This is a genomic window from Pedobacter jeongneungensis (assembly GCF_039538295.1).
GTDB lineage: Bacteria > Bacteroidota > Bacteroidia > Sphingobacteriales > Sphingobacteriaceae > Pedobacter > Pedobacter jeongneungensis.
Genome location: NZ_BAABBY010000009.1, coordinates 260,987 through 286,503, shown reverse-complemented (window position 1 = coordinate 286,503; position 25,517 = coordinate 260,987). Strand labels below are relative to the sequence as shown.

The window sequence follows — 25,517 nt, the reverse complement described above, 5'->3', positions numbered from 1 at the left end:
GTCATTTTACTTAACCTCCTACTCTTAAATATTTTATGGAGTAAGAAAATGGGCAGCTTTTAAATAGATTTAAAAAAACTAAATATACCTAAAGCGTCCCGATACAAACGGGACGCTTTTTTTAAATAACAAAACACAGTATTATGAAATACTATAATTCTAATACGATTATTTACCTTGATGGAAAGTTTGAGAAAGCTGTAAATAGCAACACTGATCTTTACGGGCAATCGCTGCACTACGGTTATGCTGCTTTCGAAGGTATCAGAGCCTATAAAACGCACAATGGTAACCGCATTTTTAAAGCTGCTGCCCATTTCGATCGTTTAGAGCGTTCATGCCAGTTGGCAAACATTCCTTTTCCATGGGATAAACAGGAACTAATTGCTGCAACCTATAAATTGCTTCAGTTAAACAAACTGAAAGATGCTTATATCCGTCCGCTGGTATTTTGCCACCCAAACATGAAGCTGAATGAGCCAAACGGGGTTTCCATATTAATCTGTGCCTGGGAATGGGATGCTTATTCGGGCAACAAATTATTAAAATTAACCATTTCGGATTACGAAAGGCCAAATCCTAAATCAACTCCAATGGAAGCAAAGTTGAGCGGAAATTATGTCAACTCCATTTTAGCAACCACAGCAGCAAATATTAAAGGTTACGACGAAGCTTTGCTTTTGGATATGCATGGTTTTGTAGCAGAGGCATCGGGAGCAAATATCTTCCTCGAAAAAGATGGTAAGTTATATACGCCTTCACTAGGAAACATTTTACCAGGCATTACACGTGCAACCGTTAAAGAACTTTGTAATGTATTGGATATTGAGTGCATTGAGAAAAAATTAACTGTTGAGGATTTAAAAAAGGCCGATAGTGCTTTCTTATGCGGAACAGCAACCGAAATAGCAGGCATTGCCTCAATTGACGATATTGTTTTTCGCCCTTTGTGGAGAGAATCAATTGGCTATACCATACAACGGGCCTATAAAAACCTGGTGCTGGAAAAAGTGAATTACGAGGTGATAATATAGTCCGAACTCGGTAAGTCAGGAGTCCGAAGTAGAGAAACGAATAAAAAAGTCAACAATAAAACCAAACCAATGACTGAAGAAATCAATCAAAATTACCCTAAAGCTTACCAGCAGATCAATGCGGCTACTAAGGCTTCGGGATTTGATATGGCTTCGGATGTGTTAACCTGCTCTTTGCTTAAAACGCTTGCTGCATCTAAACCTTCGGGCAGATTTTTAGAGCTTGGCACAGGAACAGGTTTATCTACTTCGTGGATACTGGATGGCCTCGACCAGGGCAGTAAATTGACTTCTATAGATAACGACGCTAAATTTTTAGCGATTGCGAAAGATTTTCTTGGCAATGATGATCGTTTAACTTTAGTTGATACCGATGGTGCCGAGTGGATTGAAAAGAATAAAGACAAAAAATTTGATTACATATTTGCCGATACCTGGCATGGAAAATATTTGCTTTTGGACCAAGCCATTGCCATGCTGAACAAAGGTGGTCTTTATATAATTGATGATATGTTGCCTCAGCAAAACTGGCCTGAAGGACATCAGGAAAAAGCAATTAAGCTGATTAAAGATTTAGAATCCCGGGATGATCTGCACCTTACCAAACAGGTTTGGGCTACAGGGATTGTAGTCGGAGTAAAAAAATAGAGAAATAATAAAATAGTTCTTTGCAGTTTTTAATAAGTTAGTATGTTTGTGATTCAGTCGAAGACATGAATATAAACACAAACATTATTAGCAACTTAATTATTGTCATTTCTCAAAAGAGAGGTGGAAATCGTTGCGTATAATATAAAATATACCCTATCGAAACCGCCTCCGAAACGAGGCGGTTTTTTTTTGCCTCAAAATATTTACAACTAACAGAACCAGAATATACATTTTAAACAATGAGCGAATTAAACAAGTACAGTAAAACATTTACACAAGATCCAACACAACCGGCAGCACAGGCTATGCTTTATGGAATTGGTTTAACCGATGCTGATATGGCGAAGGCACAGGTGGGTATTGCAAGCATGGGCTACGATGGTAACACCTGCAACATGCACTTAAACGACCTTGCAAAAGACGTCAAAGCGGGGGTCTGGAAAAATGATTTAGTCGGCTTGGTTTTTAATACCATTGGCGTGAGCGATGGAATGAGTAATGGTACCGACGGGATGCGTTACTCGCTTGTAAGCCGCGATGTAATTGCAGATAGCATCGAAACCATTTGTGGTGGACAATATTATGATGGAATTATCTCTATTCCTGGTTGTGATAAAAATATGCCGGGCGCCATCATGGCCATGGCCCGTTTAGATCGCCCTTCTATTATGGTTTATGGTGGTACAATTGCTCCCGGCCATTATAAAGGTGAAGAATTGAATATTGTTTCGGCTTTCGAAGCTTTGGGACAAAAAATCTGTGGTAACCTTTCTGAGGAAGATTATCAGGGCATCATTAAACATACCTGTCCTGGTGCCGGTGCCTGTGGTGGAATGTACACCGCAAACACAATGGCTTCGGCTATTGAGGCTTTAGGAATGAGTTTACCTTATTCTTCTTCAAACCCTGCAGTAAGCCCCGAGAAAAAACAGGAATGTCTGGATGCGGGTAAATACATTAAAGTTTTACTGGAAAAAGATATTAAACCATCTGATATCATGACGAGAAAAGCATTCGAAAATGCAATCCGTTCAATCATTATATTAGGTGGTAGTACAAATGCTGTTTTGCACTTTATTGCCATGGGAAAAGCCATCGGTGTAGAAATTACGCAGGATGATTTCCAGAAAATGAGTGATGTAACACCGGTACTTGCCGATTTTAAACCAAGCGGGAAATACTTAATGCAGGATTTACATCAATATGGTGGTATCCCTGCAGTATTAAAATATTTATTAAATGAAGGTTTATTGCATGGCGATTGCTTAACCGTAACCGGAAAAACCGTAGCTGAGAATTTGGCTGATGTAAAATCGATTATGGATTACGATCAGAAAATCGTTCAAAAATTAAGCGAGCCTATCAAGGCAACCGGTCATTTACAAATCCTTTATGGCAATTTAGCCGAAAAAGGTTCTGTAGCCAAAATATCAGGTAAAGAAGGTGAAAGATTCGAAGGTCCTGCTCGTGTATTTGATGGCGAACGTGATTTAGTTGCCGGAATTTCCTCTGGGAGAATTAAACCAGGTGATGTTGTCGTAATTAAAAATGAGGGGCCTGTAGGCGCACCTGGTATGCCTGAAATGTTAAAGCCAACCTCGCTGATTATCGGTGCCGGTTTAGGTAAATCAATTGCATTAATTACCGATGGTCGCTTTTCGGGCGGTACACATGGCTTTGTGGTTGGCCACATTACTCCGGAGGCCTACAAAGGTGGCTTAATTGGATTAGTGCAAGATGACGACCTCATTGAAATTGATGCAGTAAATAATACCATTAATTTAAAGGTTAGCGACGAAGTGATCGCCGAGCGTAGAAAAAACTATGTTCAGCCAGCATTAAAAGTAACAAAAGGTGTTTTATATAAGTACGCTAAAACAGTGTCGGATGCAGCTAGTGGCTGCGTAACCGACGAATACTAAAATCAAAAAATCATCCCCGGGATTAATTGATTAAAAAAACAGATTATGCAAATAATTAAAAGTATTCAGAACAGGATTTATGAAATCCGGGGAGAAAGAGTAATGTTGGATTTCGATCTGGCATTACTGTACGAAGTGGAGACAAGAGTATTAAATCAGGCGGTAAAACGTAATATAAAGCGTTTCCCTGATGATTTTATGTTCCAGTTGACTCTGGCAGAGTTTGAAAATGTAAAATTTCAAACAGAAGCAATTAACCAGGGTGCATCACAAATTGTGATAAAAGATCAACCCAACTTGAAGTCACAATTTGTGACTTCAAGTTGGGGCGGCACCAGAAAGTTGCCATACGCTTTTACAGAGCAAGGGGTAGCCATGTTAAGCGGTGTTGTAAATAGCGACAAAGCCATTAACATGAACATTGCCATTATGAGGGCCTTTGTTGATGTCCGCAAAATTTTGCTGAAACAAGGCAACATTAACGAACAGTTAACAGAAATTAAAGAACGGATTGGTGAGCACGACATTCAGCTAAACGAACTTTACGATGCAATGGAAAATTTAATCGACGAGAAAATTGCTCAGATAAAGTGGAATGACAGAGAAAGAATTGGGTTTAAAATTAAAGAATAATAGAACCGCAAAAACATAACTATGGAAACTGCACAAGAAACAATACAACAAACCGAGGCGAAAGCAGAAACCTCAAAAACCTTTAAAGGAACAGGCTCGCAGGTTTTGTTGAATGGATTAATTGAAGAAGGTGTAACCACCATTTTCGGTTATCCGGGTGGAGCAATCATGCCTATTTATGATGCCCTTTACGATTATGCCGATAAATTAGAACATATATTAGTCCGCCATGAACAAGGTGGTATCCATGCAGCTCAGGGTTTTGCAAGGGCCAGCGGCGAAGTGGGTGTTGTATTCGCAACCAGCGGACCAGGTGCAACCAACCTGGTTACCGGTTTAGCTGATGCTCAGATTGATAGCACGCCTTTAGTTTGTATCACCGGACAGGTTTTTGCACATTTATTAGGTACTGATGCTTTTCAGGAAACCGATGTAATCAACATTACCACACCGGTTACCAAATGGAACTACCAGGTTACTGATGCCAAAGAAATCCAGGAAGTATTGGCTAAAGCTTTTTACATTGCTAAAAGCGGAAGGCCAGGACCTGTTTTAATCGACATTACCAAAAATGCACAATTACAGTTAGAGGAATTTCCTGAATATGTAAAATGCAACCACATCCGCAGTTACCGTCCGAAACCAAAAGTTAGAATCGAATATATTGAGCAGGCGGCTGAATTAATTAATTCAGCTAAAAAACCATTCATTTTGTTTGGACAAGGCGTTGTTTTAGGCAAAGCTGAAGAAGAATTTAAAGCTTTTATCAATAAAACCGGAATTCCAGCAGCCTGGACCATTATGGGCGAAGGTGCTATTCCAACTTCACACCCTTTAAACGTAGGTATGTTGGGCATGCATGGTAATTATGGGCCAAATGTGTTAACCAATGAGGCTGATGTAATTATTGCCATCGGTATGCGTTTTGACGACCGCGTAACCGGCCGTTTAGATAAATATGCAAAACAAGCTAAAGTTGTGCATTTGGATATCGATCCTGCAGAAATTGATAAAAATGTTAAAGCAGAAGTAGGTGTTTGGGGCGATTGTAAAGAAACATTACCCCTGTTAACCAATTTAGTTAACGAAAATAAACACGAAGATTGGTTAGCTAAATTCAGACAGTATAACCAGGAGGAAATTGATCAGGTTATTACGCCTGAACTTTACCCAACAGGTGATGAAATGACCATGGGTGAAGTATTGCGCAACATCAACGAAATTTGCGGTGGCGATGCCGTAATTGTTACCGACGTTGGTCAGCACCAGATGGTGGCCTGCCGTTACGCAAAATTCAACAATACCCGTAGCAACATCACTTCTGGTGGTTTGGGTACCATGGGCTTCGGTTTACCGGCTGCTATTGGCGCTAAATATGGTGCACCTGATAAAACGGTTATTGCCATTATTGGTGATGGTGGTTTCCAGATGACGCCCCAGGAATTAGGTACCATCATGCAGTTTGGTGCAGCTGTTAAAATCATGATCCTCAACAACCGTTTCTTGGGTATGGTTCGTCAATGGCAACAGCTATTCCATGATAAGCGCTATTCTTTTGTAAACATCACCAGTCCTGATTTTGTGGCTTTAGCCAAATCTTACTACATCGAAGCAAGCAAAGTAGACGAGCGTGCAAATTTAAGGCAGGCTTTAGAAACCATGATCAACCACGAAGGCTCTTACTTATTAGAGGTAATGGTTGGAAGAGAAAACAACGTTTTCCCAATGGTTCCACAAGGAATGAGTGTAAGCGAAATCAGGTTGAAGTAAAGGAAGGTAAAAGCTAGCGTATCGTCATCTCGACTGTAGCGCAGCGAAACGGAGAGATCTTTCTTTAACAGTAGATTTCTCCACAAAGTCGAAATGACGAATACGTAAAAAAGAAATTATCATGAGTACTGAAAATACATTAGAACATAAAATAGATAAAGCCGATTTAGACGGAAAACAGGAATACACCATTACGGTTTATGCCGAAAACCGCATCGGTTTATTAAACAGGATTGCGATTATTTTCTCGAAAAGAAAAATCAATATCGAAAGTTTGAATACCTCTCCATCAGAAATTGACGGGATTCACCGTTTCAATATCGTAATCCAGGAAGGTTACGAAGTGGTAAGAAAACTTGCACGTCAGATTGAAAAGCAAATTGAGGTATTAAAAGTTTATTTCAACACCAACGAAGAAATTATCTGGCAGGAACTGGCACTTTATAAAGTTTCTACAGATGAAATTGCAGAAAAAGTAACTGTTGAGCGTTTATTACGTCAATATGGTGCAAGTGCAGTAGTAATTCGTAAAGATTATACTGTTTTTGCAGTAACCGGTCACCGCGAAGAGACCGATGCATTAGTAAAAGCTTTAGAACCCTACGAACTTATTGAATTTGTGCGTTCTGCAAGGGTGGCCATTATTAAAGATAGTGCTGGTTTCCACGAAAAGTTAAAAGAATTCGAAGCTATCGAACCTGGAGAAGAATTGGTAGAAAACGAATTTTTAGAAAAAGGAGAAAAGATTTTCACGATGTAAGCGCAAAGCTAAAAGGCTAAAGACTAAAGCTAGCGCCTTTGCGGTTAAAAAACGGAATATGAAATGTAATAATGTACGACCAATTTTAAGAATATTCGATTACGATAAAGCAATCGAGTTTTATGTAAACTGGCTGGGTTTTAAAATAGACTGGGAACATACTTTTGAAGAAAACACCCCGGTTTATTTACAGATTTCGCTCGGCGGAATTGAGTTGCATTTAAGCGAGCACCATGGCGATTGTTCTCCCGGTGCACATGTTCATATTGATTGTACAGGTTTAAAGGAGTTTCATAAGGAACTTATTGATAAAAAGTACAAATACAACAGACCAGGTTTAGAAAAAACTTTTTACGGAACCTGGGCTGTAACTGTAAACGATCCGTTTTTTAACAAGATCACCTTTAACGAGTTGCTAAGTGAGGATGAAAGCTTAAAGAATAAAGACCAAAGCGAAAACATTAATTAAGATAGAAAACGAGATGAACGAAGTATTTGATTTTATAATAAACTCACGCAAGGCCTTTATCCGGTTAATTGATGGTTTAACCATCGAAGAGCTGAATAAAATACCTGATGGTTATAACAATAACATCATCTGGAATTTCGGGCACATTGTAGTGAGTACACAAACACTTTGTTATGTGCGTACAGGTATTTTGGAAGATGCTGCTTCGGTAAAATTTAACGAGTATTATAAAAAGGATACCAAGCCATCTTATATAGTAACTGAAGAAGAAGTAGCAGAATTGAAAACCATTACTTTAGAAAGCATTGAAAAAATAAAAGCAGATTATGCAAATGGAAAATTTTTTGGCATCACTCCTTTCACAACAGCTACCTATGGCGTACAGATGAATAGCATAGAAGAAATTCTGATCACAACCATTGGTCATGATAACGTACATTATGGTTACGCATCGGCACTGAAAAAGTATATGTAATAAATGGAAGATGTCTGATGGAAAATGGATGAAAAATCTGTGTAATCAAACCATCTGTGCAATCAACCCGAATGAAATAACAAAATATAATTGATAATTAAACTAGAAATTAACCAATAAAAAACAATGGCAAATTATTTTAACACATTACCTCTTAGAGAAAAATTAAACCAATTAGGTGTTTGCGACTTCATGGATAGTGCTGAATTTTTAGACGGCGTTAGCGCATTAAAAGGCAAAAAACTGGTAATTGTAGGTTGTGGTGCACAAGGCTTAAACCAGGGTTTAAATTTAAGAGATAGTGGTTTAGATGTAAGCTACACTTTACGTAAGGAAGCAATTGAAGGCAAACGCGATTCGTGGAAAAATGCAACTGAAAACAATTTCACAGTTGGTACCTATGAAGAACTGATACCAAATGCAGATGTGGTAATTAACCTTACTCCAGATAAACAACATACCGCTGTTGTAAATGCAATTATGCCTTTGATGAAAGAAGGTGCTACTTTATTATATTCTCACGGTTTCAATATCGTAGAAGAAGGTATGCAGATCCGTAAAGATTTAACCGTGATTATGGTTGCGCCTAAATGCCCGGGTAGCGAGGTTAGAGCAGAATATGTTCGTGGTTTTGGTGTTCCTACCTTAATTGCTGTTCATCCTGAAAACGATCCTCAGGGCAAAGGCTTGGCCCAGGCTAAAGCTTATTGCGTAGGTACTGGTGGCCACAGGGCAGGTGTATTAAAATCTTCTTTCGTAGCCGAAGTAAAATCTGATTTAATGGGCGAGCAAACCATCCTTTGTGGTTTATTGCAAACGGGTTCTATCCTGTCATTCGATAAAATGGTAGAAAAAGGAATTGATGCCGGTTATGCTTCTAAATTGGTTCAATACGGTGTTGAGGTAATTACCGAAGCCTTAAAACAAGGTGGTATTACTGCGATGATGGACAGATTAAGCAACGTGGCTAAAATCAAAGCTTTCGAAATTTCAGAAGAACTGAAAGATATTATGCGCCCATTATTCCAGAAACACCAGGATGACATTATGAGTGGCGAATTTAGCCGTACCATGATGGAAGACTGGGCAAATGGAGATAAAAACCTGTTAAAATGGAGAGCCGAAACTGGCGAAACTGCTTTCGAAAAAACACCTGCTGGTGATGTAAAAATCGGTGAGCAGGAATATTTCGACAATTATACCTTAATGGTTGCTTTTGTTCGTGCCGGTGTTGAATTGGCTTTCGAAACCATGGTACAGGCAGGTATCAAACCAGAGTCGGCCTATTATGAGTCGCTACACGAAACACCACTTATTGCCAATACCATTGCACGTAAAAAATTATTCGAAATGAACCGCGTGATTTCTGATACTGCAGAATATGGTTGTTATTTATTCGATCAGGCATGTAAACCGCTTTTGGGCGATTTTATGAAGAAAGTAGATACCGATTTAGTTGGTAAAAACTTTAACGAAGGTAAAGATGGTGCGGTTGACAACAGAAAATTAATCGATATTAACGAAGCGATCCGTTCACACGAAGTAGAGCAAATCGGCGCTACATTGCGTAAGGCAATGACCGCGATGAAGGCGATTAAAACAGCATAACCTCACCCTAATTCCTCTCTCCTAAAATGAGAGGGGACTTTGGACAGGTCTTATAAAAATAATAATTACAAACTTAACTTCCCCCTTAAAGGGGGCCAGGGGGTCAAAATGTCAAAAACATTAGTAGAAAAAATTTGGGATGCTCACGTTGTAAAAAGTGAAGAAGGATTTCCTGATATTTTATACATTGATACACACTTAATACACGAGGTAACCTCTCCGCAGGCTTTTGATGGTTTGCGCAAAAGAGGCTTACCTGTTTTCCGTCCAAAGCAGACTGTAGCCACAGCCGATCACAATGTGCCAACCCTAAACCAGTTGTTGCCGATTAAAGAAGAGCTTTCGCGCTATCAGGTTGATATGCTCACCAAAAACTGTGCAGAATTCGGCATAGAACTTTACGGTTTAGGCCATCCTTTTCAAGGGATTGTACACGTTATCGGCCCGGAGCTGGGTATTACCCTGCCAGGAAAAACGATGGTATGTGGCGATAGTCATACCTCTACTCACGGTGCTTTCGGCGCCATCGCATTTGGTATCGGTACCTCTCAGGTTGAGCAGGTTTTTGCAACACAGTGTTTATTGCAATCGAAACCTAAAACCATGAAAATTGAGGTAAACGGCGAACTTGGACAAGGTGTTGGTGCAAAAGACATTATCTTATACATTATTGCACAGATTTCTGCCGCTGGCGGTACCGGTTATTTCATCGAATATGCAGGCTCGGCAATCGAAGCTTTGAGTATGGAAGCCCGTATGACGATCTGTAACATGAGTATCGAAATGGGTGCGCGTGGTGGCTTAATTGCACCAGACCAAACCACCTTCGATTACATTAAAGGAAGAGAATTTGCGCCTGCCGGCGAAGAATGGGATAAAGCCCTTGCCTACTGGAAAACTTTATATAGTGATGCTGATGCCAAATTCGACAGCATATTAACTTTCGATGCTGCAGATATCGCTCCAATGATTACCTATGGTACAAACCCTGGAATGGGTATGGGTATTCAGGAACATATTCCGGCAACAGCTGCACAACCAGAAAAAGAAAAACTTTCGTACCAGAAAGCTTTAGATTATATGGGCTTTGATGACGATTCATCTTTGATCGGAAAACCGGTTGATTATGTGTTCATCGGAAGCTGTACCAACTCACGCATTGAAGATTTACGCGAAGTTGCCGATTTTGTTAAAGATAAACGCAAAGCAGATAATGTTACCGTTTGGATTGTTCCGGGATCGAAACAGGTAGAACAACAGGCTAAAAACGAAGGTTTGGATAAAATTTTCGAAGCCGCTGGTTTCCAGTTACGCGAGCCAGGTTGCAGTGCTTGTTTAGGCATGAACGAGGATAAAATCCCTGCAGGTAAATATTGTGTATCTACATCGAACAGAAACTTCGAAGGCAGACAGGGACAAAATGCACGTACCTTATTGGCCAGTCCGCTTACTGCCGCAGCAGCAGCTGTAACCGGAAAAATTACCGATGTAAGGGATTTGTTGGAGAAGGTTTAAAATAACTGTCATTCTGACGAAGGAAGCATCTGCAGGCGATGAAAAACCTGCCCAAAAAAATTAAAGATTCTTCGTTCCTCAGAATGACAATTTTGAAAAATTATGATTTTAGAAGTTGCAATACTAAATGTAAAAGCCGGATTATCGGCCGATTTTGAGAAAGCTTTTAACGAAGCGCAAAAAATCATTTCCACAATGGAAGGTTACATTTCGCATCAGCTTCAAAAATGTATAGAGGTAGAAAATAAGTATATCCTGCTGGTAAACTGGAAAACACTGGAGGCACATACCAAAGGTTTCCGAGGATCAGCAGCATACCAGGATTGGAAAAAGTTATTACATCACTTTTATGATCCTTTTCCAACAGTTGAACACTTTACCAGAGTAGAAGACTGAAGGTTATTATAAATATTAAATCAATGAAATCGCCCCTCAATCGGTGAAATCATTTAATCTGTGTAATCATCATTAAAAAATGAAAAAATTCACAAAATTAACATCGGCAGTAGTGCCTTTAAACATAGAGAACATCGATACCGACCAGATTATCCCTGCGCGGTTTCTAAAAGCGACCACCCGCGAAGGTTTTGGCGAAAATTTGTTCCGCGATTGGCGTTATAATGGTGATAATACACCAAAGCCAGAATTTGTAATGAACAATCCAACCTACAGTGGTCAGGTTCTAGTTGCAGGAAAAAACTTTGGTTGTGGCAGTAGTCGCGAGCATGCCGCATGGGCCATTCAGGATGCCGGTTTTGATGCCGTAATCAGCAGTTTCTTTGCCGATATCTTTAAAGGAAATGCCTTAAACAATGGTTTATTGCCTATTCAGGTGAGTGAAGAGTTTTTGGCGCAAATTTTCAAAGCGGTTGATCACAATGCAAAATCAGCGTTAGAAGTTGATCTTGAAAATCAAACCATAACCATTATAGAAACCGGAGCTCAGGAATCTTTCGAGATTAATCCTTACAAAAAATCATGCCTGATTAATGGTTATGATGATATTGATTTCATCTTAAACCAAAAACAATTAATCGAAGAATTTGAAGGAGCCAGAGGGTAAAAACCTTTAAAAAGGTAGAAGACTAAAGCAGAAAGACAAAGTAAAATCAGCATAATCATCCCGAAAGGAGAAAAATAATGTTTAAACCATTCCTTCACATACAGGATTTAAACTTAAGTTATCACAACAAAGTGGTGCTAAAGGATTTGTATTGGGAAATGAATATTACCGAGAATTATGTAATCGGTGGAAAAAGCGGAACGGGAAAAACCTCCTTGGCAAAAGCGATTGCAGGTTTAGTTTCATTTCAGGGAAGTGTTGAGCTCAATTTCGATGACTCGAGTAAACTCCCAAAAGAAGTTCTTTACGTAGAAAGCTGGTACCAGTTCAAAAATTTAGAGGGTGTTGCCAATTTTTATTACCAGCAACGTTACACCAGTCAGCAGGCCAAAGAAACGTTAACCGTTCATGCCGAATTGGTTTCCTATGGCAAAGAAAAAGGACTTCATTTCGATCAGGTAGAACCCATTTTAGAGGCATTAGGATTTGCAACATTCGCCAGTTCACAATTAATCGAACTATCCAGTGGCGAACATAAAAAACTGCAACTGGTTAAAGCTTTGTGGTTAAAACCACAATTATTAATTATCGATCAGCCTTATACTGGTTTAGATGCCGCTTCGCGTAAAAACCTGAACATTTTATTGGATCAGGCGGCTGAAGATGGGGTGCAATTGATCCTGATTTGTAATGACAGCGAATTGCCAAATTCAATCAATTCATTTGCCGAAATAAAAGACGGACAATTGGTTAAAGTTGATGCTTTACAAAGTGTATCGACTGAAATCCATTGGAGAGAAATTCCGGCTTTCTTAAAAGAATCGCCTGTTTACAGCGCTCAGGATATTGTAAAAATGGTTAATGTAAACATTAGCTATGGCGAAAAACAAGTGCTCAAAAATATCAACTGGGAAGTTAAAGCAGGAGAAAAATGGCTTTTACAAGGCCATAACGGATCAGGAAAATCTACCCTGTTAAGCCTGGTAAATGGCGATCACCCGCAATCTTATGCCAACGAACTTTATTTGTTCGGCAACAGGCGTGGAAGCGGCGAAAGCATTTGGGACATTAAACAGCATATCGGCTTAATATCGCCCGAATTCCACTGGTATTTCGATCCAACAGCAACCGTTTGGCAAAGTATAGCTTCCGGTTTTTACGATACTGTAGGTTTGTTCCAGCAGTTGCCCTATACCAAAAGTACGCAGGTGGATGAATTAGTGGAATACTTTGGCCTGACTGAAAATAAAAATGAATTATTAACCGCACTCCCTCTCGGTAAACAACGATTGGTATTGTTAGCGCGGACGATTATAAAAAATCCTGAATTGTTAATTCTGGATGAACCTTGCCAGGGCTTAGACCGCCAGCAAACGCAGCACTTTAACCAACTGGTTGACGAACTGTGCAGCAACGGGATGACCCTGATTTATGTTGGCCATTTTGAATCGCAGCTGCCAACCTGCATAGAAAAAAGAATATTGTTAGAAAAAGGCGAAGTAAAAGTCGTCGAAACTATACTAGAAAACGTTTAGTACAATGAAGAAGAACATTTTAGTAATACCTGGAGACGGTATTGGTCCCGAAGTTACTACCTGGGGAAAAGCAGCATTAGAAAAAATTGCCGAGATTTTTGGCCACGAATTTACATTTGACGAAGCCCTGATGGGCCATGCGGCAATTGAAGTTACCGGCGAACCTTTGCCAGACGAAACTTTAGAAAAAGCAAGACAAAGTGATGCGATCCTTTTTGGAGCAATTGGCCATGCCAAATATGATAATGATCCAAGTTTAAAAGTCAGACCAGAACAAGGCCTTTTAAAAATCCGTAAAGAACTTGGCTTATTTGCCAATCTCCGCCCGATATTACTATTTGATGAACTTCTTCAGGCATCGAGTATTAAACCGGAAATTTTAAGGGGGACAGATATTCTTTTCTTCCGCGAACTAACCGGTGATGTGTACTTTGGCGAAAAAACACGCTCTGAAGACAGAAACACTGCTTCTGATCTGATGATTTACCACCGTTACGAAGTAGAACGTATTGCACATAAAGCTTACCAGGCCGCACAACAACGTAATAAAAGACTATGTTCAGTAGATAAAGCAAATGTTTTAGAGAGTTCCCGCCTATGGCGCGAAACTGTTCAGGAAATTGCAAAACAATACCCTGATGTAGAAACCGAACACATGTTTATCGATAATGCAGCGATGCAACTGATCAAAAACCCTAAAAAATTCGACGTGGTGTTAACCGCCAATTTATTTGGTGATATTTTAACCGACGAAGCTTCACAGATTGCAGGTTCAATGGGTATGCTCGCTTCGGCATCTGTTGGCGAAAGTACCGGTTTCTTTGAGCCAATCCACGGTTCGGCACACGATATTGCAGGTAAAGATTTGGCTAACCCGTTGGCTTCTATCCTATCGGCAGCATTAATGTTAGAAATTGGTTTCGGATTAAAAGAAGAAGCCAAACTATTAGTCGATACCATCGACCAGGTGTTGAAAGACGGCTTTAGAACACATGATATCGCCGACCAAAGCACAAACCGTTTCAAAGTTTTAGGCACAGCCGAAATGGGCAAATTGGTAATTAAATTCTTATCCCAAAAATTAATCACATCCTAAACTTAAGATTATGATTCACGACCCAAACAAAGTTTATATTTTCGACACCACATTGCGTGATGGCGAGCAGGTACCAGGCTGCCAGTTAGATACAAACCAGAAAGTAGAAATCGCAAAATCACTCGAGCTTTTAGGTGTAGATGTAATTGAAGCTGGTTTCCCGGTATCCAGTCCTGGGGATTTTAACAGCGTAATCGAATTATCGAAAGCGGTAACTAACCCGATTATCTGCGCTTTAACCCGTGCAAACAAAAATGATATCGATGTTGCTGCTGATGCTTTGCGTTATGCAAAAAGACCACGTATCCATACGGGTATCGGCGCATCCGATTTCCACATTAAACATAAATTTAACAGTACCCGCGAAGATATTTTAGAGCGCGCTGTTGATGCAGTGAAATATGCCAAAAAATATGTTGAGGATATCGAATTTTATGCTGAAGATGCCGGCCGTGCCGATATTGAATTTTTAGCCAAAATGGTTGAGGCCGTAATTGCTGCCGGGGCAACTGTGGTAAACATTCCGGATACCAACGGCTATTGCTTGCCAGACCAATACGGTTCGAAAATCCTTTTTTTGAAAGAAAATGTAAAAAATATCGATAATGCCATTATCTCTGTGCATTGCCACAATGATTTGGGCCTGGCTACAGCGAATTCTATCGCCGGCTTACAAAATGGTGCCCGTCAGGTAGAATGTACCATTAACGGTATCGGAGAGCGTGCAGGCAATACATCAATGGAAGAAGTCGTCATGATTTTGAAAACGCATAAGGTTTTGGGCTTAAATACCCAGATTGATGCGACCCGTTTCTACGAAATGAGCCACATGGTGCGTAACCAGATGAATATGCCGGTACAACCGAACAAAGCAATTGTGGGTGGAAATGCATTTTCACATAGCTCCGGTATCCACCAGGATGGTTTCTTAAAAAACCGCGAAAATTACGAAATTATTAAACCGGAAGATGTTGGTTTCCCTGATGCAACCATTGTATTAACGGCAAGAAGCGGTCGCCATGCTTTAAAACACCATTTAGACCGTTTAGGCCATAAATTAGAAAAAGACCACCTGGATATTGTGTACAAACAGTTTTTGGTTTTGGCCGATAGCAAACAGGGCATTAACGACCACGATTTAAATCAATTGGTTGCGCTGCATTTAGCATAAATGCTGAGGGTTTGGAGTTAAGCGGGTGGCGTTTTTATTTAACGCACCAACTTTACTTTCCTAAACCTGATAGCAGTGGAAATACTTTTTAATTGCAGCCACCTTGGATACAATGTCATGCTGAGGCACGAAGCATCTACAACCGATGAAAAAGGTTCTTCGTTCTTCAGAAGGCAGCTGTTTTAAAAAGATTGGAACGAATAGCAGGACTGCTGCAATCGATAAAATACCGAACCCTGCTTTACAAAAACACAAGCGAGATTTAAGTTTTGATACTCTTATCTCACATCTTGATACTAAACTATGAACACAACAACACCAAATACGCTAGATTTTCAATCTGCACATCAACGATTAAAGGGCGTGGTAAAACGTACACCTTTAGAGTTTAACGCCGGACTTTCTGCTCATTATAATGCCAATATTTATCTAAAAAGAGAAGATCTGCAGATTGTACGCTCTTATAAATTGCGTGGTGCTTACAATAAAATCAGCACCTTACCGCAGGATGCTTTGACTAATGGTGTAGTTTGTGCAAGTGCGGGTAACCATGCGCAGGGTGTAGCCTATTCATGCAAAAAACTGGGTATTAAAGGGGTTATTTTTATGCCAGAAATTACGCCTAAACAAAAGGTTAAACAAACCTACATGTTTGGTGGCGACAGTGTGGAAGTGGTTTTGGTTGGCGATACTTTCGACGATTGTTTGAAAGAAGCCCTTGCTTACAGTGCAGAAAAATCGGCTACTTTTATTCCTCCTTTTGATGATGAAAAGGTAATTGAAGGACAGGCCACGGTTGGTGTTGAAATTTATGAAGATCTGCCTGATTTAGACATCGTGGTGATGCCTGTTGGCGGAGGAGGTTTAGCCTCGGGTGTGAGTGCTTATATGAAAACCGTTAAACCTGATGTAAAACTGGTTGGTGTTGAGCCTTTGGGCGCACCATCGATGGTTACGGCGATGGAACATGGCGGACCATATACATTAGACGAGATAGACCGTTTTGTGGATGGTGCAGCGGTTAAACGCATCGGCCACATTACTTACGAATATTGTAAGGAACTTCTCGATCAGATGCATTTGATTCCTGAAGGAAAAATCTGCACCACGATATTAAAGCTTTATAATGAAGACGCTATTGTGGTTGAACCTGCCGGAGCACTCTCTGTGGCTGCATTAGATCAACTTAGAGACCAGATTGCAGGCAAAACGGTGGTTTGTATTGTTAGCGGCGGAAACAACGATATAGAGCGCATGCAGGAGATTAAAGAGAAATCTTTACTTTTCGAAGGACTGAAACATTATTTCATTGTTCGTTTCCCGCAAAGACCGGGTGCTTTAAAATTATTTGTAAACGAGGTTTTAGGTCCGCAGGATGACATTACCCGTTTCGAGTTTATTAAAAAAACGAATAAGGAAAACGGTCCGGCACTGGTTGGCATCGAACTTTCTAACAAAAATGATTATGCCAGCTTGTTGCAGCGTATGAAAGATTTTAAATTCGAAATTATCGAACTGAACCAGGATCAGACGCTGTTTGAATATTTGGTTTAGCATTGAACTGCAAAGGACGCAAAGAACATCAAGCCCAGCCGTCATTTCGAGCGGAGTGCAACGAAGCCGAGAAATCCATCTCGAGACAGATCTCTCCCTGCCCGATGCAGGCGGGCATTACGCTTTGCTTCAATCGAGATGACGCTTTATTTATAATAGAACTTATAAAAAATGAACTTCAAAGACCTCAACAACCAAACTTTAATTTCCGACAGCGATATCGATTGGGAAGATTTAGGCGCAGGCGTAAAACGCAAGATTATGACTTACGATGACAATCTGATGCTGGTGAAGGTAGAATTTGAAAAAGACGCCATCGGTTCAATTCATAATCATCCGCACCTGCAAATGAGTTATGTTGCCAAAGGAAGTTTTGAAGTAAGCATGGGCGATAATAAGAAAATCCTGAATGAAGGCGATGTTTTCTTCGCGCCATCAAATGTTTTTCATGGTGTGGTATGTTTAGAAGCCGGATTATTAGTTGATATTTTTAGCCCGCATAGAGAAGATTTTTTAATTACGTCACCCTGAATTTATTTTAGGGTCTTCTCGCAGAAGCCACAAGACTTCCAAAGTTTCTCCTATGCACATGCCCGGCACCGGCAAACTTCGGAAGTCTACTCCCTTGTCGTCATTTCGAGCGAAGTGCAACGAAGTCGAGAAATCTATCTCGAGATAGATCTCTCCACTACGCTTTGCTTCAGTCGAGATGACGAAATCTATTGACGATCGCTTGGAACCTTACCCCCCTAAACCTTACACCTTCTACCCTACTCAAAAGTGAACTTCACATTTTTATATCCTAGGCCTTCAACAATTGGTTTAAGCACAGTTGTGGCATTGGTTTTAGTCTGCGCTAAAATACTCGATTTTTTAACTTCGGCAGTTACCTGTCTTTCAGCAGCTTTATAAGCTTCATCTACCAAACTGGCCTCGCGGAAGAAAGCCATCTTTGTATCGTAAACGCGTGAATTTTTGTGGTCAATTTTAACATAGCAGATTTCGGGCTGTGGTAAATTTACTACAGCAGTGTCCGCATCGATGCTAATATCTTCGCGGGTAATTTTCGTAAGGTCGATACAACCTACCGCTTCAGCTTTTACAATCAATAAAACGCTGGCTTCAGGCAAAAAATCGGTTTTATTCTTATGTTCCAACACATCGCTAATCTGGTACCTCACCAGCTCCAGTTTGCCAATGGTCTCGATTTTCTCTACCAGAAGCTGATGTTTGCTTTCAACGGAAGTATTGATACTAAACTTTTTGGAGATAAATAAATACCCGGCAACGATTAAAATTAACCAGGGTAAGAGACGGAAAAAGATCTTCATTTCATAAAAAAATCGGGGTTCAACATGTTGTGTATTTAATCCGTTGCACAATAATTAATCCATAATTCTGATTTAATATTTTTTTGGCAGAAGATTTGTAATACCAATATCACACACACAAATAACACTAATCAAAATGAAAAAACTTACCATCCTGATGCTTTGCATTGCCACACTAGGTCTGGCTTCTTGCAAGAAAGAAACACTTGTTCAACAAACAGCTCCAAATAGAACAGTTGTGTTTGATGTAACTCCAAATAAATGGGTACTTGAAAATGGAAAATATTATCTAGATTTAAATATTCCGGAAATTGATGATATTAATTTCTATGATGAAGGAATATTAATTTACTCAGCGACTCCAAATTATAATAATTATTATCAGTTGCCATACGGTGATATGGATTATGAAGCTCATATTGGCGGAGTCTCAATTAGCAGAACAACGCTTCCAACAACACCTGTTAGAATAAAAGTTGTTTTAGTTGCTGCAGAAAATGTAACGTAATAAATAATATCACTTTACAAGGGCATTTAATATTCACAGATATTAAGTGCCCTTTTTTTTTACATTAATTCCTTATTTTGATATAGCCCTTGTATTATTACTAATAATGTAGTTATTTAGAAAAAAATACTACTATGAATAATAAATACTTAATCGCGTGGGTAATTCCACTCCTTCTGTTTGGAACCTCTTGCAAAAAGCAGGAAAAATTGAATCAGGAGAAACCTGACAAGAAAATTGAAAAAGCTGCTCTTATTGGAGCTTGGAATCCAACAAAGATTGAAACGTCATTTATTGACAAAAAAAATCATGAAATATCCAGGGTAGATAGTTCTGATAAGGTTAAATTTTATATTCCTGCCTATAAATTTACAGCTGATCAGGTTAACGTAGATTACAAAAGCTGGGATTACAGTATCATTACATCTGACAAATCCATTACATTAGAATATTTAAGATTTGGCGTTTTACAACATTATGAAATTTTAAAATTAAATAATAGCCAATTAATTTTAAAAAATATAAGCAATGAAGAATCTGGATTGAGAACTGAAATTATTTATTATAAAAAGGATTAAGATGAAAAGAATACAAATTTTAGCCTTGTTAATTCTACTAATTTTTTCAAAAACAGCATTTCCTCAAGTTCTTATCGAGTTCAATAAAATCACCTATAATCCTGATTTTTTTAATAATAGTGGCTGCTCAACATATAATAGATTCGGACCTAATCCGGTTGCGGTTAATGGCTACAATATAAGAACAGTTGGAGGGACATTATACACATGGAACGCACCGAAGGATTTAAGTCTATATGCTTGGGGAAATACTGAAACAGGGCAGCGTACCAATGCTGTAGTCTCAGTAGAATATCCATTTCTGGCTAATAAAACATATTTAGTAGAAATATATGGAATGAATGATCATAACTGGAATAATTGGGTTGTACCCAAAGATCATTACAATGCCGTTTTCTGGTTTAAGTTAGAAAACAACCCTCAAATTCTAACAACTGCTTCAAATCCATGCGAAGAATCTTATTCTCCAGTAGAAAAAAGCGTAGGAAGGTATTCTAAATTAATTGCTGATCCGGCTATTGCCTTCGAGATGAAAACTTATAGTGTAAAATTTTCACCACTCGAAAATCGAAGTGCTCTAAAAATATTTTTTGACTCCTCACCTGTTGATCCTAAAGTAATTATTGACAACATTTTTAGATTGAGGAATATTAAAATTGTAGAAATGCCTTATGAAGAGGATAGTAGGTATACTGCTGCTTATGAAAATGTTCCTAGAGATCTAAGAATTGGAGAAGCGTACAATATAAGCGTCGAACAACCTCTGGTAGGTGGAGGTGGAACAGTTGTTAGACCAATAATTATCAGCCCTAATCAATGGTTATCCAATTCTAACGGGATTGGATATCACGTTAACTTAAGTAGCATTATTCCAAATTTATACGTTTCAAACGGAGTAGAATTATCAATACATGAACCTTGGAATGGTGTGGGAAGACCTACTAGGGGAGAATACTTTCCAGTACCTAAAAACTACAAAAATACTTATTTTACCTTTATTCTTGAAAATCACGATGTAATCATTAATACAGACAATCTTCCTACAACATCGGTAGAATTTAGTTTAAGTTATAATCCTTAATTAAAAATCTTTAAATCTCTAAAAAACGACTAATGTTCAATTGAAAGTGGTTGTTTTTTTTATGTACTAATTTTCCCACATTAAAAAATAGGGGACGTAAACATAATGTATCCGTTGATATACTAAAAAGTTATAATTATACTTATAACTTTTACAAAAATAGCTGAAATTATAATCACATTTAAAACTCTAAAAAACGACTAATGTTCACTTGAACGTGGTCGTTTTTTTTATGCTCTCCCCTGTTCAACTGTATGGCACGGATGTTAACACCATTCCTTTCTAACAACAGTTCATCATAAAAGCCTTTATAGTACACATCTTTTATTTCAAAACGTCTGCTGCTCCAGTTACTGCTGATTTCAGCCCATTCAGGATAAAAAACAACAGTATCTTTTTCAGTTTTTAAACCGATTTTTTCGGCATCTGCTTTTGGTAAAACTACCGCATTGCCTAAAATCTGGGCAGTGTAAATATGTTTGGGATACTGGTAAATTTCAGCTGGTTTTCCGGTCTGTAAAAGTTCGCCATTTTTTATGATCAGTAACTGATCGGCCAGAAACAAACCATCGGCAGGATCGTGTGAAACCAAAATAACAGTAACACCGGTTTCGGAAGCAATCCGTTTGATATCGGCACGCAGCTGGTTTTTCAACAGCGCATCAACCTGACTAAATGGTTCATCTAAGAGTAAAACCTGCGTATCGGCTACCATGGCTTTAGCTATGGCCACACGCTGCTGCTCTCCGCCACTCAACTCAATGATTTTTTTGTGCTGCAAGGGTAATATCCTGAGGTGATCCATCATCTGGAGTGTTTTTTCAGCTTTGGTTTTCAGGTTGGTGTTCGATAATTGTGAGGCAATGTTATCGTACACTTTTGCATAAATATTCAGCGAAAAATCCTGTGTAACCATTTTCATCTGCTTATGGCCGGGAATCAGTTGTTCATCCGGACCTTTAACCCTTTGATCTTCGAAAAAGATTTCGCCTTCATCAGTTTTTAACAACCCGTAAATGGATTTCAGCAAGGTTGATTTCCCACTTCCACTCTCGCCAATTATGGCCACTACATCGCCTCTTTTAATGTCGAAACTTACATTTTTAATGCCGCCGGCCTGTTCTGCCTGATATTGTTTGGTTAAATTTTTAACGCTGATTAGGATATTGCTCACGTGGTAAAGATAAGAAAAAGGTGGAGCGATAAAAATTACACGTGTATTATATTTTATTTTTGCACGTATAAATATGTATTTATATATTTGTATATTTATATAAAGACGTCAATTATAGATAATATGAACACCAAGCTAACTTTAACTATAGATAAATCTGTTATCAAACATGCTAAGGCCTACGCAGAACAGCAAGGAAGAAGTTTATCTGCAGTCGTAGAGAATTATTTAAAAGCTGTAACCAAAAAGGAAGAAGTGACCAAGGATGATGAGCTGTCTCCTATAGTTAAATCATTGATGATGAATCGTTCAAAAGTAGACTTACCAAAAGACTATGATTATAAAGAGGAATTATCAAAAATTAGAGACGAGAAATATAAAAAATATTGGGACAATGAGTAATATTATTATTGACTCTGACATACTCCTCGACTTTTTTCTTCAAAGAAAACCATTTCTTGATGAATCTATTAAAATTTTAAGTGCCTGTGAAAAAAGACAGGTAAAAGGATTTGTAACAGGTTTAATAATATCAAATACTTATTATATTCTAAGGAAGCATTTCCAACACAAAACGATTATGGCCGATTTTAAACAGCTGTTAGTTTTCTTAGACGTGATAACAATAGACAAAAATGCTATTATTAAAGCTATTGATTCTGAGTTCACAGATTTCGAAGATGCGCTCCAAAATTTTTCGGCTGAAAACCATGGATCAATTAATGCTATAGTTACAAGAAATATTAAAGACTACAAAAAGAGTAATCTAAGCGTGCTAACACCTATAATGTTTTTAAAAACATTATAAACCAAAAAATCCTGTCTCGCCTAACCGAAACAGGATCTGTTTTATTTGTGTGCTGTCGTAATCAAGTCCCCTTTAGGGGATTTAAGGGTATTAGTTTAATCCGAAAGTAACCCCGAAACTCATATTTTTTAAGCCAGCTTGCTGAGAGGTCGTAAACATATCGTTGAAATAATATTTGGTAAACAAACCTAAACCTCCATAACCAAACCTCACTGTACCTCCGTAACGAACCGATTGGAAGTGGTAACTGTCGTATTGTTTTTCTTTACCACGCTCTTCGCTAATCTGTTTAATTTTTCCGTTTAACAAAAAGCTAACTTCAGGACCTAATACTAAATAGAATCTCTTCCCATTTTTATTTTCGTTGGTGCGGAATTCGAAGTTTAACGGAATATGCACATAACTGCTAGAGAAACGGTTTTTAGAGAAATGTACCGGCGATTGATCGGTATAAACAAATTCGTTAGAATTTTTAGCGATGGTAATGTCTTTTCTCAAACGAATCAATGTCCAGTCGAAACCACCAGCCACATAAACCTTAAAGTTAGAGTTAAAACGATAGCCAAACTGTAAGATATCAAAAGAGAAAGTACTGGTTTTACCTCCTTTATAATCCAAAAAATCGTTATTTGGTGATAAATTGAAACTTCCGTTATCGATTAACCTCGAGAAACCCCAATCAATCCTGGTGAAGGTAATTCCTCCTACAAAGCGGCCTTTTTTTGCTTTATCCAAAGAATCTGAACTTTTCGTAATCAAATTGCCACCGCCAATGTTTAAAGTATATTTTGCTTTCTTTTTAATCACGGTATCTTTAACAACCGTATCTTGTTGAGCAAAAGCTCCTGGAGCCATAACACCGGCAAGTCCGCTTACCATAAGTGCTGTAAATATTAGACGTTTCATATCTGTGTGCTTGTTATTTTATTGTTTGAAAGTTGGAAGGTTGTAATGTTTATATATTGAATGTTATAAAGTTGAAATGTTAGCTACTGATAACTAAAAACTGTTAATTGAACACTGTTAACTGAAAACTGCTATTTCTTCCGTTTACCAATTTTAAAAGGCCCGATATTGATGGATGATAAAGAAGAATCATCATCATCTGTACGGAACTGGATCAGTTTATCTTTTCTCTTATCTACTTTGTTAACAATGATGTTAATTACATCACCCATGTTGCGGATGCCTTTATTACTTTGTTCGTTATCGTTAACCGGTTCATCAGTTTTAACCGTTGTTGGGTTACTTGCCGTTACCATATCCACTTTAGGCTGCGAAAAAATAGCGGCATCAATTTGTGCTTTAATATCTTTTTTAGGTTCTTCAACCTGGGCAATCATGGTTTCCTGCTTTTGCATTTCTGGCGCTGTAACCATCCGTTGTTTTTCAACAGGTTTGGCAACATCTTGTTTAACCTTTGTTTTAGCAATAGCCCTTGCTGGTTTAGCCTCTACTGGCGAAATCGGCGTAATCACTTTAACCGGTTCTACAACTGCAGGGAGCTGATCTTTCACAACTGGTTCCTCCACCACTTGCTTTGGCTTCTCAACGGTGTTACTGGCCAGTTGTTTAGTTTCATGGGTATTATTTTGTTGTTGATAAACCAAAATCCCGATGGTAGCAATCAACAAAATAGCCGCTGCCGATAACCAATAAACCGGAACAATCCTTTTTTTCTTAGGTGTTATTTCACTTTCAATATTGCTCCATAAATCCCTTGATGGGGCTACTTCTGCATCGGCAAAAGTATCCTTAAATAACTGATCAAAATCCTTATCCCGTATAGGTTGCATAACCAAATCCCTCCATTTTTATAATTTCTTCCTTTAATATTGTCCTTGCTCTCGATAACTGCGATTTACTTGCCCCTTCCGAAATGCCAAGCGCTTCTCCAATTTCTTTGTGCGAATAACCTTCTATTACATACATATTAAAAACCATGCGGTAACCATCGGCCAGTTTCTGTATTGCCTTCATCAGGTCCTGCATGCCCAAGGTACCAAAATCGAATCCGGTTGAGGGTTGTTCGTAAGCTTCATCAATTTCTACCACGTTTAAGCTGCGTAAATTTTTACGGTAACTTTCAATCGCGGTATTAACCATTACCCTCCTGATCCAGCCCTCAAAAGAGCCATCGCCCCTATACTCTTTTATTTTTTGAAAGATTTTGATGTAACCCATTTGCAGCACATCTTCTGCCTCCATCCTGTCTTTGGCGTAGCGCATGCAAACGGCCAGCATTTTCGAGGCAGTTTGCTTATAAAGCAGCTCCTGCATCTTCCGGTCGCCAGCCTTGCAGCCTTCCATCAAATCGTTTATCGTATAGCTTCGCGTCAATTTCATTGTGTGTTTGTATATAGAAGATGGCAGATTACAAACAATGGTTGCATGGAGGAGAGAAAAAAGTTAAATAAAGTTAAAATCAGAATAAGATATATTGATTATCAGACGGATACAATTAAAATAAATTTTCAGAAAGATATAAATTTTGATTTGGAAAGCAAAGGCAGAAGCATTTTTGAAGTGTTAGTCCCGCTATTCGTTACAATCTTTTTTATACTTCTGTCATTTGAGGAACGAAGAAGCTTTTCCATCGGTTGCAGATGCTTCGTACCTCAGCATGACAGCATATTGAAGGTATTGCGGAAAAAAGGATTTCCACTGCTATCGGGTTTAGAAATTAGGGACAGTTTAAAAATAAAAAACCTCGCAGGTTTTGAAAACCTGAGAGGTTTGAAATCGAGTATGGGTTTAATACCCTAAACCTTACACCTTTTA

At 38.7% G+C, this 25,517-nt stretch carries 28 protein-coding genes; 23 read left to right on the top strand and 5 right to left on the bottom strand.

What is annotated here, in order from left to right:
• The first annotated feature begins 143 nt into the window (after nt 1-143).
• The 17 genes from ilvE to ABD769_RS18845 all read left to right on the top strand — a co-directional run bounded on the left by ilvE (nt 144) and on the right by ABD769_RS18845 (nt 17,787).
• The gene (ilvE, locus tag ABD769_RS18925) at nt 144-1,034 is read left to right on the top strand and encodes a branched-chain-amino-acid transaminase (RefSeq protein WP_344852928.1); all 891 of its coding nucleotides are present in this window, start codon (nt 144-146) and stop codon (nt 1,032-1,034) included.
• Between the two features lie 69 nt (nt 1,035-1,103).
• The gene (locus tag ABD769_RS18920; RefSeq protein ID WP_344852927.1) at nt 1,104-1,682 is read left to right on the top strand and encodes an O-methyltransferase; all 579 of its coding nucleotides are present in this window, start codon (nt 1,104-1,106) and stop codon (nt 1,680-1,682) included.
• Nucleotides 1,683-1,924: 242 nt separating this feature from the next.
• On the top strand, nt 1,925-3,607 hold the full coding sequence (gene ilvD / locus ABD769_RS18915; protein WP_344852926.1) for a dihydroxy-acid dehydratase: 1,683 nt from the start codon (nt 1,925-1,927) through the stop codon (nt 3,605-3,607).
• Nucleotides 3,608-3,652: 45 nt separating this feature from the next.
• Nucleotides 3,653-4,240, top strand: coding sequence for an ORF6N domain-containing protein (locus ABD769_RS18910; protein ID WP_344852925.1), 588 nt, complete (start codon nt 3,653-3,655; stop codon nt 4,238-4,240).
• Between the two features lie 21 nt (nt 4,241-4,261).
• Entirely contained in the window at nt 4,262-6,010 is a 1,749-nt protein-coding gene (ilvB, locus tag ABD769_RS18905; protein WP_344852924.1) for a biosynthetic-type acetolactate synthase large subunit, read from the top strand.
• Nucleotides 6,011-6,131: 121 nt separating this feature from the next.
• Complete coding sequence (gene ilvN, locus ABD769_RS18900; RefSeq protein WP_344852923.1) at nt 6,132-6,770, top strand: acetolactate synthase small subunit; 639 nt, start codon at nt 6,132-6,134, stop codon at nt 6,768-6,770.
• Nucleotides 6,771-6,828: 58 nt separating this feature from the next.
• The gene (locus tag ABD769_RS18895; RefSeq protein WP_344852922.1) at nt 6,829-7,239 is read left to right on the top strand and encodes a glyoxalase superfamily protein; all 411 of its coding nucleotides are present in this window, start codon (nt 6,829-6,831) and stop codon (nt 7,237-7,239) included.
• Between the two features lie 13 nt (nt 7,240-7,252).
• Complete coding sequence (locus tag ABD769_RS18890) at nt 7,253-7,714, top strand: DinB family protein (protein WP_344852921.1); 462 nt, start codon at nt 7,253-7,255, stop codon at nt 7,712-7,714.
• 126 nt (nt 7,715-7,840) lie between these two features.
• Nucleotides 7,841-9,322, top strand: a complete 1,482-nt coding sequence (gene ilvC / locus ABD769_RS18885) for a ketol-acid reductoisomerase (protein ID WP_316827868.1) — start codon at nt 7,841-7,843, stop codon at nt 9,320-9,322.
• 108 nt (nt 9,323-9,430) lie between these two features.
• Entirely contained in the window at nt 9,431-10,837 is a 1,407-nt protein-coding gene (leuC, locus tag ABD769_RS18880) for a 3-isopropylmalate dehydratase large subunit (protein ID WP_344852920.1), read from the top strand.
• A 102-nt stretch (nt 10,838-10,939) separates the two neighbouring features.
• Complete coding sequence (locus tag ABD769_RS18875) at nt 10,940-11,233, top strand: antibiotic biosynthesis monooxygenase family protein (RefSeq protein WP_344852919.1); 294 nt, start codon at nt 10,940-10,942, stop codon at nt 11,231-11,233.
• Nucleotides 11,234-11,312: 79 nt separating this feature from the next.
• Nucleotides 11,313-11,900, top strand: coding sequence for a 3-isopropylmalate dehydratase small subunit (gene leuD / locus ABD769_RS18870; protein WP_344852918.1), 588 nt, complete (start codon nt 11,313-11,315; stop codon nt 11,898-11,900).
• Between the two features lie 77 nt (nt 11,901-11,977).
• Nucleotides 11,978-13,435 carry an ATP-binding cassette domain-containing protein gene (locus ABD769_RS18865; RefSeq protein ID WP_344852917.1) on the top strand — a complete coding sequence of 486 codons (1,458 nt, stop codon included), beginning with the start codon at nt 11,978-11,980 and terminating at the stop codon, nt 13,433-13,435.
• 4 nt (nt 13,436-13,439) lie between these two features.
• The gene (gene leuB / locus ABD769_RS18860; protein WP_344852916.1) at nt 13,440-14,531 is read left to right on the top strand and encodes a 3-isopropylmalate dehydrogenase; all 1,092 of its coding nucleotides are present in this window, start codon (nt 13,440-13,442) and stop codon (nt 14,529-14,531) included.
• 10 nt (nt 14,532-14,541) lie between these two features.
• The gene (locus tag ABD769_RS18855; protein ID WP_344852915.1) at nt 14,542-15,702 is read left to right on the top strand and encodes a 2-isopropylmalate synthase; all 1,161 of its coding nucleotides are present in this window, start codon (nt 14,542-14,544) and stop codon (nt 15,700-15,702) included.
• A gap of 303 nt (nt 15,703-16,005) precedes the next feature.
• Nucleotides 16,006-17,256: a threonine ammonia-lyase IlvA gene (gene ilvA / locus ABD769_RS18850; RefSeq protein WP_344852914.1), complete on the top strand. Its 1,251-nt coding sequence runs from the start codon at nt 16,006-16,008 to the stop codon at nt 17,254-17,256.
• A gap of 171 nt (nt 17,257-17,427) precedes the next feature.
• Nucleotides 17,428-17,787: a cupin domain-containing protein gene (locus tag ABD769_RS18845; protein WP_344852913.1), complete on the top strand. Its 360-nt coding sequence runs from the start codon at nt 17,428-17,430 to the stop codon at nt 17,785-17,787.
• A gap of 239 nt (nt 17,788-18,026) precedes the next feature.
• Here ABD769_RS18845 and ABD769_RS18840 read toward each other — a convergent pair whose 3' ends face one another.
• Nucleotides 18,027-18,587, bottom strand: coding sequence for a DUF4230 domain-containing protein (locus ABD769_RS18840; RefSeq protein WP_344852912.1), 561 nt, complete (start codon nt 18,585-18,587; stop codon nt 18,027-18,029).
• Nucleotides 18,588-18,723: 136 nt separating this feature from the next.
• On the opposite strand from ABD769_RS18840, the gene ABD769_RS18835 reads away from it, so the two are divergent.
• The 3 genes from ABD769_RS18835 (at nt 18,724) to ABD769_RS18825 (ending at nt 20,754) form a co-directional block, all read left to right on the top strand.
• Nucleotides 18,724-19,095 (top strand): hypothetical protein, encoded by a 372-nt coding sequence (locus ABD769_RS18835; protein WP_344852911.1) that lies wholly within the window; start codon nt 18,724-18,726, stop codon nt 19,093-19,095.
• A gap of 134 nt (nt 19,096-19,229) precedes the next feature.
• Nucleotides 19,230-19,673 (top strand): hypothetical protein, encoded by a 444-nt coding sequence (locus ABD769_RS18830; protein WP_344852910.1) that lies wholly within the window; start codon nt 19,230-19,232, stop codon nt 19,671-19,673.
• A gap of 1 nt (nt 19,674) precedes the next feature.
• The gene (locus ABD769_RS18825; RefSeq protein ID WP_344852909.1) at nt 19,675-20,754 is read left to right on the top strand and encodes a hypothetical protein; all 1,080 of its coding nucleotides are present in this window, start codon (nt 19,675-19,677) and stop codon (nt 20,752-20,754) included.
• Nucleotides 20,755-20,935: 181 nt separating this feature from the next.
• On the opposite strand, the gene ABD769_RS18820 is transcribed toward ABD769_RS18825, so the two are convergent.
• Nucleotides 20,936-21,928: an ABC transporter ATP-binding protein gene (locus ABD769_RS18820; RefSeq protein ID WP_344852908.1), complete on the bottom strand. Its 993-nt coding sequence runs from the start codon at nt 21,926-21,928 to the stop codon at nt 20,936-20,938.
• Nucleotides 21,929-22,051: 123 nt separating this feature from the next.
• Here ABD769_RS18820 and ABD769_RS18815 point away from each other — a divergent pair, with 123 nt between their 5' ends.
• Together ABD769_RS18815 and ABD769_RS18810 are read left to right on the top strand one after the other, a co-directional pair.
• A complete protein-coding gene (locus tag ABD769_RS18815; protein WP_187591535.1) occupies nt 22,052-22,330 on the top strand; it encodes a DUF6364 family protein in 279 nt (92 codons plus the stop codon).
• Nucleotides 22,323-22,736 (top strand): type II toxin-antitoxin system VapC family toxin, encoded by a 414-nt coding sequence (locus ABD769_RS18810; protein WP_344852907.1) that lies wholly within the window; start codon nt 22,323-22,325, stop codon nt 22,734-22,736. Before ABD769_RS18815 ends, ABD769_RS18810 begins: the two co-directional genes overlap by 8 nt.
• A 90-nt stretch (nt 22,737-22,826) precedes the next feature.
• Here ABD769_RS18810 and ABD769_RS18805 read toward each other — a convergent pair whose 3' ends face one another.
• From ABD769_RS18805 to ABD769_RS18795, 3 genes are all read right to left on the bottom strand, one after another.
• Nucleotides 22,827-23,642 carry an outer membrane beta-barrel protein gene (locus tag ABD769_RS18805; protein WP_344852906.1) on the bottom strand — a complete coding sequence of 272 codons (816 nt, stop codon included), beginning with the start codon at nt 23,640-23,642 and terminating at the stop codon, nt 22,827-22,829.
• Between the two features lie 131 nt (nt 23,643-23,773).
• Nucleotides 23,774-24,532 carry a hypothetical protein gene (locus ABD769_RS18800; protein WP_344852905.1) on the bottom strand — a complete coding sequence of 253 codons (759 nt, stop codon included), beginning with the start codon at nt 24,530-24,532 and terminating at the stop codon, nt 23,774-23,776.
• Nucleotides 24,513-25,082: an RNA polymerase sigma factor gene (locus ABD769_RS18795; protein ID WP_344852904.1), complete on the bottom strand. Its 570-nt coding sequence runs from the start codon at nt 25,080-25,082 to the stop codon at nt 24,513-24,515. The genes ABD769_RS18800 and ABD769_RS18795 overlap by 20 nt, the downstream gene beginning before the upstream one ends.
• 45 nt (nt 25,083-25,127) lie before the next feature.
• On the opposite strand from ABD769_RS18795, the gene ABD769_RS18790 reads away from it, so the two are divergent.
• Complete coding sequence (locus ABD769_RS18790) at nt 25,128-25,502, top strand: hypothetical protein (RefSeq protein ID WP_344852903.1); 375 nt, start codon at nt 25,128-25,130, stop codon at nt 25,500-25,502.
• The last annotated feature ends 15 nt before the right edge of the window (nt 25,503-25,517 follow it).